Here is a 12,070-nt window from a genome sequence, read left to right as displayed (position 1 = left end):
AACTCCCTTACTGCTGACCGGCGGGGGCAGCCGCACCGGGGGCACTCGCGGCCGAAGCCGGAGCGGCCTGGGCGGGCGATGCCTTCACCGGCGCGTTTTCCCTCGCCTTGGGCAGACCCTGGACGATGATCTGGTCACCCGGCTTCAAGCCGCCGGTAACCACCCAGTTGGAACCGCTGATGCGCTCGGCCTTGATCGGGCGACGCACGGCGGCCGAGGGCACGGTCGTGTCCTTGCCCGTCTGCGGGTCCTTGGCGTGGCCTTCGCCGACGACCATCACGTAGGCGTCGTTGGCGTCGCGCAGCACCGCGGCCTGAGGAATCAGGAACACGTTGTGCAAGTCGCCGAGGGTGGCCTTGACCGTCACGAACTGGCCCGGGAGCAGGCGCAGGTCCGGATTGGCGAGCTGCGCGCGCAGGTTCACCGTGCCGGTCTGCGGATTGACCGTGGCCGACGAGAAGTCGAGCACGCCCTGTTCGCCGAAGTCCGAGCCATCCGGCAACTGGATGCGCACGGTGGCCTTGTCGGTGGGCGACAGCGTGGCGGCACCGTTGGCCGCGGCACGGCGCATGGCATCCAGGTCGGAGACCGACACGCTGAAGTTCACATAGACCTTGTCGATCTGGTCCACCTGGGTCAGGAGCGTGGTCTCGTTCTGGCCGACCAGCGCGCCCTCGGTGACCTGCTGCTGGCCGGCGCGGCCGTCGATCGGCGAGACCACGTCGGTGAAGCCCAGGTTGATCCGGGCCGACTGCACGTTGGCTTCGGCCTGCTTCACGGCGGCTTCGGCCGTGCGCTGGTTGGCCTCGGCGGTATCGAGATCCTGCCGCGAGACGTAGTTCTTGCCGATGAGGCCGCGGTTGCGATCGGCCTGTGCCTTGGCGTTCACGGCCGTGGCGCGGGCGGAGGCGAGGTTGGCCAACTGGGCGTCCAGTTCTGCCTTGAGGGGCTGCGGATCGATCTGGAAGAGCTTCTGGCCCGCCTTCACGTCCGTGCCTTCCTCATACAGACGATGCAGCAGGATGCCGGGTACGCGCGCACGCACGTCGGCGGTGCGGAACGCGGACACGCGACCGACCTGATCCTGGACCAGCGGGGCATCCTGCGGCTGGGCGGTGATCGTGCCGACTTCCGGCGGGGGCGGCTGCTGGGGAGCTTCCTGCTTGTGGCAGGCGGCAAGCGCTGCGGCGAGGCCGAGGGCCAGCAGGGACGAGCGCAGGGGCAGGGGATTCATGAGAACTCCGTTCCTTTTCCAGGTTTCTTGTTCGTTCGCGCCGGTTCATCCGGCAAGATGTCGTACGCATGCATAAATACTGTTACCGCGTGCCTCGCCCAGCCGTCCTGTGCCTTCTGGCCTCTTGCGCGCATGCCAAAGAGGCGACGGTCCCCCTCCAGTCCATGCAGCATGGACAGGAACAGTTCCGCAGCGACGTCCGGGTCTTCCCTGCGCATCCTGCCGTGCTCCATGGCTTCCGCCATACAACGCGACAACCGGGCCGCGACCGTGTCGATCGCGATCCGGAAGAAGGCCTTTGCCGCCGCCGGAAAGCGCGGGGCTTCCGCGATCAGCATGCGGCCCAGGGCCACGTTCTCGTGGTCCATCACGTAGGTCTGGTGCGCCCGGGCCAGGGCATGCAGCGTCGAGGGCAGGTCGCGGCTCTCCGGGGTCAAACTGGCGTGGAGAGGCAAGACGAGTTGTTCGACGGCGGCGTGGAACAGGGTGTCCTTATTGTCGAAGTGCGCATACACGGTTTGCTTGGACACGCCTGCCTCGCGTGCCACCGCTCCCATGCTGACGCGGTAACCGTCACGCAGGAACAACGCACATGCCGCCTGGAGCACCCGCTGCTGATGGTCTGATACGGGGCGGGTATCCAGGGTCGCCATGGGATTTCCCTGCTGGACTATACCGTCCAGTTTAGAATCTCCCCCGGACCAGCGTCAACGGTGCTCAAATACATTCGCGTGCGAATTGTTGCGATGCATCCATCGCGACGACTCGCGCACGGCGCGCCGCGCGATCGAAACGCACCGGCGCGGATGCGGCGACGCAGTGAAAATTCCCGTACCGTATCCACGCCTCGGTGTGGCTACATGACATCGCAGGGAGCTATGCTTTCGCGGATTTCCGACTCCCCACATCGATATCCGCCCATGAATGCGATTCGCTCTGCCGAAAACGGCTCTTTCCAGGCCGTCGTCTTCGATGAACTGAAAAAGCTGGATTACCCCGCGGAGCGCCTCAATGAGGCGCACTTTTTTATCGAGGCCTTCTTCGAGCGGATCGCCCCCGCCGACCATGCCCTGCATGCGCCGGACCGCTGGGCCGCGCTGATCGCCGACCTGCTGGCCTTCGCTCGCGAGCGGGTGCCGGGCAAGGCGAAGGTCCGCGTCTACAACCCCGGTGTTTCCGGGTCGCGTGCCGTGGTTGAAGTGGTCACGGACGACATGCCCTTCCTCGTCGATACCGTTTCCATGGTCGCCGCCGCTCATGCGGACATCCACGCCACCATCCATCCGGTGGTGCCAGTGGTTCGTTCTGCGGCGGGCGTGCTCGAGTCCATGGGCTCCGGTTCGGCGACCGAATCGATCATGCGTTTCGAGATCGACCGCCTCGACGACACCGAACTGGACACGCTCAAAGCCAACGTGGAAGCCGCCTTGGCGGACGTTCGCGAAGCCGTCACCGACTGGCGCGCCATGCGCGACAAGATGCTCGACGTGGCGGGGGACCTCGCCAAGCGCTCGCTGCCGTATACCGCGGAGGAAGTGCGCGAAGCCAGCGAGTTCTTGCGCTGGGTCGCCGACGACCATTTCACCTTCATGGGTTACCGCGAATACGAAGTGGCGGCCGATGCGGGCGATCAGGTCCTGAAAACCGTTGAAGGCTCCGGCCTGGGCATCCTGCGTACGGCGGAGCGTTCTCTGGCACCGCGCTCGCTGCGCACGCTGGTGGCTAGCGAACTGCCGCGCTCGGGTTCCACCGACGCCATCATCCTGACCAAGACCAATGCCCGTTCGCCGATGCACCGCGCGGGCTACATGGATTACGTCGGCGTCCTCAAGTTCGACGGCAACGGCCGTCCTGTCGCCGAGCAGCGCTTCCTCGGCCTGTTCTCGTCCAATGCGTACATGGCGCATCCGCAGCACGTGCCGCTCGTGCGCGAAAAGTGCGAAGCGGTGATGACCCGCTCAGGACTCAAGCGCGACTCGCACTCGGGCAAGGCGCTACGCCACATCCTCGACACGCTGCCGCGTGAAGAGCTGTTCCAGTGCAGCACCGATGAACTCTACGCCCTGGCGATGGGCCTGCTCGAACTGGCCCAGCGCACGCGCACGCGCCTGTTCATCCGTCGCGACAGCTACGGCCGGTTCTTCTCCTGCCTGGTCTACATTCCGCGTGACCGTTTCAACACCAACGTGCGCGAGCGTGTGGAAGGTGTGCTGCGCGAGGCCTTCCACGGCGAGCACGTCGATTCCGCCGTGCTGATGGGTGAGGCCGCTCTGGTCCGCCTGCACGTGGTAGTGCGCCCGCGCATCGGCGACCACCCGATCTACGACGCGGCGGCCATCGAAAGCCAGATCGTCGCCATTGCGCGCAACTGGTACGACGACCTGCGCGATCGCCTCATCGAAGTAGCCGGCGAACAGCAGGGCATCATTCTCGCCAACCGTTATGGCAAGGCGCTGCCGGCCGGCTACGTGGACGAAGTCTCGCCGCAGGTAGCCGCTGCCGACGTGCGCGCGCTCGCGGGTCTCGACGGTCCCGATGCCATCAGCATGTCGTTCTACCATCCGCCGCACCGCCCGGAAGAACTCCGCTTCAAGGTCTACCGCTCGGGCTCGGACATCGCGCTGTCGGAAGTCCTGCCGCAGCTTGAAAACCTCGGTCTGCGCGTGCTCACCGAGCACATGTACGAGGTGAAGATCGGCGACGGCTCCCTGTTCGTGCAGGATTTCGAAGTGCAGCCGGTCGGCCGCCTCGCCTTCGAGGTGGAGCAGGTCGGTTCGCTCTTCGAAGATGCCTTCGAACAGATCTGGCGCGGCAATGCGGAGAACGACGGCTTCAACCGCCTCGTGCTCGGCGCGAAGCTCGGCTGGCGCCAGGTCGCCGTGCTGCGCAGCTACTGCAAGTACCTGTTGCAGACGGGTGTGGCGTTCTCCCAGGCGTACATGGAAGACGCACTCAATCGTTACCCGGCGATTGCCGGCCTCATCATCGAATTGTTCAACGCGCGCTTCGATCCGCGCCGCGAGAGCCTCGACGGCGACGAGCGCGCACGCGCCGAAAGCCTGCTCTCGCACGAGATGCATACGTTGATGGACACAGATACGCTGGCCGCGCATCCGGGCCTCATCGGCAACCTCGTCGCGTCGCTCAGTCGGCCGCGCGAGGAGCAGGTCGCCGCGGTGGAGGAGGCGATCAACGCACTGCTGGATAACGTCTCCAGCCTCGACGAGGACCGCATCCTGCGCAGCTTCATCGCGCTGGTGCATGCCACGCTGCGCACGAGCTTCTTCCAGGCATGGGACGGCGCGTTCCGTCCGTACATCAGCTTCAAGTTCGATTCGCACCGCGTGCCCGACCTCGCCAAGCCGGTGCCGTTCCGCGAGATCTTCGTGTACGCGCCGCGCGTGGAGGGCATCCACCTGCGCTTCGGCTCGGTCGCACGTGGTGGCCTGCGCTGGTCCGATCGCCGCGAAGATTTCCGCACCGAAGTGCTGGGCTTGGTGAAGGCGCAGATGGTGAAGAACACGGTGATCGTGCCGGTCGGCTCCAAGGGCGGCTTCTTCGTGAAGCGTCCGCCGGTCGGTGGCGATCGCGACGCGCAGCTTGCCGAGGGTATTGCCTGCTATCGCATGTTCATCAACGGCCTGCTCGACATCACCGACAACCTCGTCGAGGGCAAGGTCGTGCCGCCGCACGACGTGGTGCGGCACGACCAGGACGATCCGTACCTCGTGGTGGCGGCCGATAAGGGTACGGCCACGTTCTCCGACATCGCCAACGCCATCTCGACGGAGCATGGCTTCTGGCTGGACGACGCTTTCGCCTCGGGCGGTTCCAACGGCTACGACCACAAGGGCATGGGCATCACGGCCAAGGGTGCGTGGGAGTCGGTCAAGCGGCACTTCCGTGCGCTGGGCCGCGATTGCCAGACCCAGGATTTCACCGTGGTCGGCGTGGGCGACATGTCGGGTGACGTGTTCGGCAACGGCATGCTGCTCTCCGAGCATATTCGCCTCCTGGCTGCGTTCGATCACCGCCACATCTTCCTCGATCCGAACCCGGATGCCGCCACATCGTTCGCGGAGCGCCAACGCATGTTCGCGCTGCCGCGTTCGTCGTGGGACGACTACGACAAATCGCTGATCTCCGCCGGTGGCGGCGTGTATCCGCGCAGCGCCAAGTCGATCCCGGTGTCGGCCGAGATCCGCGCCGCGCTCGGCATCCGTGCCGAGGTCACGCACATGGCGCCGTCGGATCTGCTCTCCGCGATCCTCAAGGCGCCGGTCGATCTGCTCTGGAACGGCGGCATCGGTACCTACGTGAAGGCCACCAGCGAAACGCATGCCGACGTGGGCGATCGCGCCAACAACGCGCTGCGCGTCAATGGCAACGAGCTGCGCTGCAAGGTGGTGGGCGAGGGCGGCAACCTCGGCATGACCCAGAAGGGTCGCATCGAGGCCGCGCAGGCCGGCGTGCTGCTCAACACGGACTTCATCGACAACTCCGCGGGCGTGGACACCTCCGATCACGAGGTGAACATCAAGATCCTGCTGAACGACGCCGTGCAGCGTGGCGAGCTCAGCTTCGAGGGTCGCAACCGGCAGCTTGCCGAGATGACCGACGAAGTCGCGCGCCTCGTGCTGTGGGACAACTATCGCCAGAACCAGGCCATCACGATGATGGAGCACCAGTCGGTGCGCCGCCTCGGTTCGATGGCTCACTTCATCAGCACGCTTGAAGCCGAGGGCCTGCTCGATCGCCAGGTGGAATCGTTGCCCACCTCTGCCGAACTGGCCGAACGCAAACAGCGCGGCCAGGGCATGACCCGTCCCGAGCTGTCGGTGCTGCTGTCCTACGACAAGATCCGCCTGTTCCAGCAGTTGCTGGAATCGGACGTGCCGGAAGATCCGTACCTGTCGCGCGAACTGGTGCGCTACTTCCCCTTGCCGCTGCACGAGAAGTACGCCGAGCACATGCAGCGCCATCGCTTGAAGCGCGAAATCATCGCCACGGCGGTGACCAACTCGACGATCAATCGCATGGGCGCCACCTTCATGATGCGCATGCAGGAGGATACCGGCCACGGTCCTGCCTCCATTGCCAAGGCGTATACCGCGGCGCGCGAGATCCTCGACGCCCGCGACCTGTGGGCTGAGATCGAGGCGCTGGACGGCCAGGTGGCGGAGGACACGCAAATCGACGCGATCCTGCAGATCTGGTCTCTGCTGCGTCATCTCACCCGCTGGTTGCTCAACCGCCCGGGCGGCTCGCTGGACATCGCGGCGAACGTGGATCGTTACGCCAGCGAGGTCACCGTGCTGCGCAAGGCACTGCCGGACGCGCTCACGGATACGGGCCGCGGCGACTTCGCCGCCAGCCAGGAGAAGTGGGAAGGCCTGGGCGTGCCGAACGCGCTGGCTGTGCGTCTGGCGCGCATTCCGGTGCTGCGCTCTGCGCTGGACATGGTCGAAGTGTCCAAGCAGAGCGGCAAGGGCGTCGCCATGGTCGCCACCGTGTTCTACGAACTGGCCGAAGCGTTGGATCTCGACTGGCTGCGCGGGCAGATCGAAGCCTTGCCCGTCGAAGGCGCGTGGCATGCGCAGGCGCGCGGGTCGTTGCTCGACGAACTCAATGCCCAGCATCGTGCGCTGGCGTTGCAGGTGCTCAGCGTGGCCGGCGATCGCACGGATGTCAGCCCGGTCAAGGCCTGGCTCGAGCGCGACGACGCCACGCTCAAGTACACCCGCGCCATGCTGGCGGAAATCCTCACCCAGAACGCGGACTACCCGATCGCCTCGGTCGCCGTCCGTCGCCTGGCCCAGCTCGCGCAGATCCCGGTGTAAGCAACCCTGTGGGAGCCGCTACGGCGGCGAGAAGCCAACGAAGCGGTGTAGCGGCGAGGCCGAATTCCCTCGCCGCCATGGCGGCTCCTACAAGCTCGCGAGAACGCCCCACAGTACTGCGTTGTAGGAGCCGCTACAGCGGCGAGAAGCCAACGAAGCGATGTAGCGGTGAGGCGAATTCCCTCGCCGCCATGGCGGCTCCTACAACGCGGGGCTCTATCCGCTGCACGGCGTTAGGCACTAAGCTCCGTGTTGGTTCCGGATGCCCACTCCTCAATGCGCCTAGCCTTCGTTGCCAGCGAAACCGATGTGGCCCAGCGGGCCCGCGCCACCCTCGTCAAGCGCTATCGGGGGGTGGAGCCTGGCGATGCCGACATCATCGTGTCGCTCGGTGGCGACGGCTTCATGCTGCGCACGCTGCATGCGCATCGGACCCTCGGCGTGCCGTTCTACGGCATGAAGCTCGGCCGGCTCGGCTTTCTCATGAACCATCACGACGTCGACCATCTTCCCGAGCGTATCGAGAAGGCGCACCCGGCGGTGCTGCATCCGTTGGAAATGCACACCACGTGCTGCGATGGCGTGGAGCACCGCGCGCTCGCCTTTAACGAAGTGGCGCTGTTGCGACAGAGCAACCAGGCGGCGCATCTGCGGGTCAGCCTAAACGGCGAGGTGAAGCTGGACGAGCTGGTTTGCGACGGGATTCTCGTGTCCACGCCCGCCGGCTCCACGGCGTACAACCTTTCCGCGCATGGCCCGATCTTGCCGCTCGATGCGAACGTCCTGGCCTTGACGCCGATCAGCCCTTTCCGGCCGCGTCGCTGGCGGGGTGCGATCCTGCCGCACGCGACGCGCGTTGGCTTCGACACGAAAGATCCGAACAAGCGCCCGATCAGCGCCACCGCCGATTTCCACGAAGTACGCGACGTGCGCTCGGTGGAGGTCAAGCAGTCGCGGCGGCATGCGGTGCGCCTGCTGTTCGATCCGGAACACAACCTGCAGCAGCGCATTCTCGACGAGCAGTTCGCGCCCTAGCGGATCGGTGACGGGTGGCCGGTGTACGATGAGCGCCGGCTCGTCTCGATGGAACGCCCGCGCATGAACTCGCCCGAAGACAATCCGCCCAATGCCCACGCCGATGCGTCGGTGCGCGACAACCGCCTGGTGGTCGCCATCTCGTCGCGGGCGCTGTTCGACATGGGCGACAGCCACGAGCTGTTCGAGCGCGACGGCCTCGATGCCTACCGCGCCTATCAGATCGAACACGAAGACGATCTGCTTCAGCCCGGCGTGGCCTTTCCGCTGGTGCAGAAGCTGTTGGGCTTGAACGCGTTGTCGGGTGACCTGCCGGCCGTGGAGGTGATTCTGCTTTCACGCAATTCCGGCGACACCGGGCTGCGCATCTTCAATGCCATTCAGCACTACGGGTTGGGCATTTCGCGAGCCGCATTCACCAGTGGCGCGCCGACGTCGGATTACATCGGGCCGTTCAAGGCCGATCTGTTCCTTTCGGCCAATGCCGAAGACGTTGGCCGCGCGTTGCGCGCGGGCGTGGCGGCGGCCACCATCCTGCCATCGACCGCGCCACAACGGTCCAGCGAACAGCTCCGCATCGCCTTCGACGGCGACGCTGTCATCTTCGGTGACGAAGGCGAGCGCGTGTCGCGAGAGGAGGGTCTCGATGCCTTCCACCGCAATGAGTCGGAGCGCTGGGCAGAGCCGCTGTCGGGTGGCCCGTTCCGGGGTTTTCTTGCGGCGTTGCATCGTCTCCAGGCGGCTTTTCCCGCGGAAACCTCGCCCATTCGCACGGCGCTGGTCACGGCGCGCTCGGCACCGGCGCACAAGCGTGTGATTCTTACGCTGCGTCGCTGGGGTGTGCGCATCGACGAGGCACTGTTCCTCGGCGGGCGCGACAAGGGGCCGTTCCTGGATGCCTTCGGCGCGGACATCTTCTTCGACGATTCTCCGGCGAATGTGGAATCCGCGCGTCGCCATGTGGCGACCGGGCACGTGCCGCACGGCGTGTCGAACCTGTAGTGGCCGCCATGGCGGCGAGGCGATCTGCCTGTGGGAGCCGCTATAGCGGCGAGGGAAAACTGCCTGTGGGAGCCGCCATGGCGGCGAGAAGCCAACGGAGCGGTGACGCGGTAAGGCGGATTGCCTCGCCGCTATAGCGACTCCCACAATGCCTCTTAGACGATATTCGTCCAACGCCACCAGTTGGTTTTCTTTTCCTCGCGTACGAAGGTAAAAAGGCCGGCGCCGAGGATCATCACGATGCCGATCAGCATCGGCCAGTCCAGATGGTCGTGGAACAGCAGATAGCCGAACAGGATCGCCCACAGCATCTGGCTGTACTGGGTGGGGGCGACGCGGTTGGCGGGTGCGTTCTGTGTCGCGAGCATCAGCAGCACCGCACCGGCGGCGGCGAGCAGGCCGTAACCGAGCACCAGGAACCACTGGTGCGCGTCCGGCCAGACGAAGTGCGGCAGCATCATGATGAAGCCGGCAATCATGGGCCCGATGACACCGGCACCGTAGAGCGTGATGCGTTTTTCGGTGGCGCCAGCCATGCGCAGGGCGATGATCGACAGCGCGCCGGTGATGCCGCAGATAATGGCGGCGACGTGGCCCACGCCGAGGTGGCGGAAGCCGGGCCTCAGCACCACCAGCACCCCGAGGAAACCCACCACCACGGCGGACCAACGACGCCAGCCGACGTGCTCGCGCAGGAACACGACCGAAAGGATCGTAACGAAGATCGGCAGCAGGAAGATCAGCGAGAACGCCTCGGCCATCGGCAGCGCGGTGAACGCCATCACGGCGGTGACGTTGCCGATGGCGCCGGCCATGGCGCGCAGCAGCCACAGGCCTGGCATTTTCGAGATGACGATCTCGCTCCAACGGTCGCCGGGCTTCTTCAGGAAGGGGAACGCCGCCATGGCCAGTACGGCGCCGAAGAACACGGCCTCGTAGGCGGGCAGGGTGCCTTCCAGCGACTTGACGAAGGCGTCGCTCCACGCATAGGCCGCGTAGCAGGCGAAGCCGAGAATGACGCCTTTGAACATGGGGAGATCCGGCGACGAGGGACGGACCATTATGGCGCGTCCGGCGTGAACGTCCGTGGCTCGCGTCACCCCACCCGGTCTCGGGTCGCCTGTCCCCGGAGCGCGTGGTCGGGCACGGACGATTGCTGCGCCCCGCCATGACCGGACGCGGCGGCGTGGTTACAATCGTGGGCTTTCCGGCTGCCAACGTACGAGTCCCCGCATGGCCCCACGTCTCGACCCGCTCGATCTCTACGACGTCCGTTCGCTGCTCACCGATGAGGAGCGCGCCGTGCAGGACGCCGTTGGCCGCTTCGTCGACGAAAAGGTCCTGCCGATCATCGGCGATGCCTTCGACCAGGGCCGCTTCCCAGCCGAGCTGGTCCCCGAGATCGCCGACCTCGGCCTGCTGGGCGCCACGCTGCCCGAGGAATACGGCTGCGCCGGCATGAACGGCGTGAGCTACGGCCTGATCTGCCAGGAACTCGAACGCGGCGACTCCGGCCTGCGCAGCTTCGCCTCCGTGCAGAGCTCGCTGTGCATGTACCCGATCTTCGCCTACGGCTCCGAAGAGCAGAAGCGCGAATACCTGCCGCGCATGGCGCGCGGCGAGGTCATCGGCTGCTTCGGCCTGACCGAGCCGCATGGCGGTTCGGACCCCGCCAACATGAAGACGGTGGCGCGCAAGGATGGCGGCGACTGGGTCATCAATGGCGCCAAGATGTGGATCACCAACGGCAACCTCGCCCACATCGCCATCGTCTGGGCACAGACCGACGAAGGCATCCAGGGCTTCATCGTGCCGACCTCCACGAAGGGTTTTGCCGCACAGGAAGTGCACAAGAAGATGAGCCTGCGCGCCTCGGTCACGTCCGGTCTGTTCTTTGACGACGTGCGCGTGCCCGACAGCGCACGCCTGCCCAACGTCAAGGGCCTGAAGGGCCCGCTGGGCTGCCTCAACCAGGCCCGCTACGGCATCACCTGGGGCCCCATCGGCGCCGCACAGGCGTGCCTCAAGGAAGTACTCGATTACACCGGGCAGCGCATTCTGTTCGGTCGTCCGCTGTCCGCGAACCAGGCGGTACAGGTCAAGCTGGCGGACATGGCGCGCCGTATCACCACGGCGCAGCTCCTGTCGCTGCAACTGGGCCGGCTGAAGGACGCAGGACGCCTGCAACCCACCCAGGTCTCGCTCGCGAAGTGGAACAACGTGCGCATGGCGCTGGACGTGGCACGCGAGTGCCGCGACCTGCTGGGCGGCGCGGGCATCACCACCGAGCATTCGGCGATCCGCCATGCGTTGAACCTGGAATCGGTCATCACCTACGAAGGTACCGAGACGGTGCACCAGTTGGTGGTCGGCCGCGAGCTTACCGGCATCAACGCGTTCTGATGCCGCCATGCACGGCCTCCGCATTGAGACCGACCGGCTGATTCTCCGCCCCACGGCGGCGGAGGATTTCGATGCCTGGGCCGAATGTATGGCCGATCCGGAGGTCAGCCGATTTCTCGGCGGCCCGCAGCCGCGCGCGCTGGCCTGGCGCAACTTCATGACGATGGCAGGCTGCTGGAGCATCGACGGCTTCGGCATGTTCTCCGTGATCGAGCGCGCGAGCGGGCGCTGGGTCGGCCGGCTCGGGCCGTGGGAGCCGGAAGGGTGGCCGGGTCACGAGATCGGCTGGGGTCTGGTGCGCGAAACCTGGGGCAAGGGCTACGCCACCGAAGGTGCCGCGGCGTCGATGGACTGGGCGTTCGCGAACCTCGGTTGGGAACGGATCATCCACTCGATCAATCCCGACAACCTTGCCTCGATCGGCGTGGCGAAGAAGCTCGGTTCGACCCTGCTGGGCCCGGGAACCCTGCCACCTCCCTTCGAGGGCGACGTGGTCGATCTCTGGGGCCAGACCCGCGAGCAGTGGCTTGCCCGCCGTCGTTGATTCCCACCGCGA

8 protein-coding genes are annotated in these 12,070 nt (G+C 65.9%); 5 read left to right on the top strand and 3 right to left on the bottom strand.

The genetic code is table 11. The annotated features are described in order from the left end of the window. Nucleotides 1-7 precede the first annotated feature (7 nt). Both BT115_RS06110 and BT115_RS06105 read right to left on the bottom strand, forming a co-directional pair. On the bottom strand, nucleotides 8-1,234 hold the full coding sequence (locus BT115_RS06110) for an efflux RND transporter periplasmic adaptor subunit (RefSeq protein ID WP_072321590.1): 1,227 nt from the start codon (nucleotides 1,232-1,234) through the stop codon (nucleotides 8-10). Then, a complete protein-coding gene (locus tag BT115_RS06105) occupies nucleotides 1,231-1,887 on the bottom strand; it encodes a TetR/AcrR family transcriptional regulator (RefSeq protein ID WP_072321589.1) in 657 nt (218 codons plus the stop codon). Before BT115_RS06105 ends, BT115_RS06110 begins: the two co-directional genes overlap by 4 nt. Before the next feature lie 267 nt (nucleotides 1,888-2,154). Between BT115_RS06105 and BT115_RS06100 the strand changes: the two genes are divergently transcribed. From BT115_RS06100 to BT115_RS06090, 3 genes are all read left to right on the top strand, one after another. Beyond that, entirely contained in the window at nucleotides 2,155-7,074 is a 4,920-nt protein-coding gene (locus BT115_RS06100; RefSeq protein WP_072321588.1) for an NAD-glutamate dehydrogenase, read from the top strand. A 276-nt stretch (nucleotides 7,075-7,350) separates the two neighbouring features. Next, nucleotides 7,351-8,109: an NAD kinase gene (locus BT115_RS06095; protein ID WP_072321587.1), complete on the top strand. Its 759-nt coding sequence runs from the start codon at nucleotides 7,351-7,353 to the stop codon at nucleotides 8,107-8,109. A gap of 63 nt (nucleotides 8,110-8,172) precedes the next feature. Beyond that, the gene (locus BT115_RS06090) at nucleotides 8,173-9,111 is read left to right on the top strand and encodes a 5'-nucleotidase (RefSeq protein WP_072321586.1); all 939 of its coding nucleotides are present in this window, start codon (nucleotides 8,173-8,175) and stop codon (nucleotides 9,109-9,111) included. A gap of 155 nt (nucleotides 9,112-9,266) precedes the next feature. Here the strand turns inward: BT115_RS06090 and BT115_RS06085 are convergent, their stop codons facing one another. After that, nucleotides 9,267-10,142: a DMT family transporter gene (locus tag BT115_RS06085; RefSeq protein ID WP_072321585.1), complete on the bottom strand. Its 876-nt coding sequence runs from the start codon at nucleotides 10,140-10,142 to the stop codon at nucleotides 9,267-9,269. A gap of 202 nt (nucleotides 10,143-10,344) precedes the next feature. On the opposite strand from BT115_RS06085, the gene BT115_RS06080 reads away from it, so the two are divergent. Both BT115_RS06080 and BT115_RS06075 read left to right on the top strand, forming a co-directional pair. Continuing rightward, nucleotides 10,345-11,514: an acyl-CoA dehydrogenase family protein gene (locus BT115_RS06080; protein ID WP_072321584.1), complete on the top strand. Its 1,170-nt coding sequence runs from the start codon at nucleotides 10,345-10,347 to the stop codon at nucleotides 11,512-11,514. 7 nt (nucleotides 11,515-11,521) lie between these two features. Next, nucleotides 11,522-12,058, top strand: a complete 537-nt coding sequence (locus BT115_RS06075) for a GNAT family N-acetyltransferase (protein ID WP_072321583.1) — start codon at nucleotides 11,522-11,524, stop codon at nucleotides 12,056-12,058. Nucleotides 12,059-12,070 lie beyond the last annotated feature (12 nt).

This window comes from Luteibacter sp. UNCMF366Tsu5.1 (assembly GCF_900119235.1).
Taxonomy (GTDB): domain Bacteria; phylum Pseudomonadota; class Gammaproteobacteria; order Xanthomonadales; family Rhodanobacteraceae; genus Luteibacter; species Luteibacter flocculans.
The sequence above is the reverse complement of the archived record's forward strand: the minus strand, read 5'-3'. Positions and strand labels throughout refer to the sequence as shown.

Bases quoted from the DNA above. Each gene is read 5' to 3' on its own strand.
- BT115_RS06105 (WP_072321589.1), bottom strand. From the start codon at position 1,887: ATGGCGACCCTGGATACCCGCCCCGTATCAGACCATCAGCAGCGGGTG.
- BT115_RS06075 (WP_072321583.1), top strand. From the start codon at position 11,522: ATGCACGGCCTCCGCATTGAGACCGACCGGCTGATTCTCCGCCCCACG.
- BT115_RS06085 (WP_072321585.1), bottom strand. From the start codon at position 10,142: ATGTTCAAAGGCGTCATTCTCGGCTTCGCCTGCTACGCGGCCTATGCG.
- BT115_RS06110 (WP_072321590.1), bottom strand. From the start codon at position 1,234: ATGAATCCCCTGCCCCTGCGCTCGTCCCTGCTGGCCCTCGGCCTCGCC.
- BT115_RS06100 (WP_072321588.1), top strand. From the start codon at position 2,155: ATGAATGCGATTCGCTCTGCCGAAAACGGCTCTTTCCAGGCCGTCGTC.
- BT115_RS06080 (WP_072321584.1), top strand. From the start codon at position 10,345: ATGGCCCCACGTCTCGACCCGCTCGATCTCTACGACGTCCGTTCGCTG.
- BT115_RS06095 (WP_072321587.1), top strand. From the start codon at position 7,351: ATGCGCCTAGCCTTCGTTGCCAGCGAAACCGATGTGGCCCAGCGGGCC.
- BT115_RS06090 (WP_072321586.1), top strand. From the start codon at position 8,173: ATGAACTCGCCCGAAGACAATCCGCCCAATGCCCACGCCGATGCGTCG.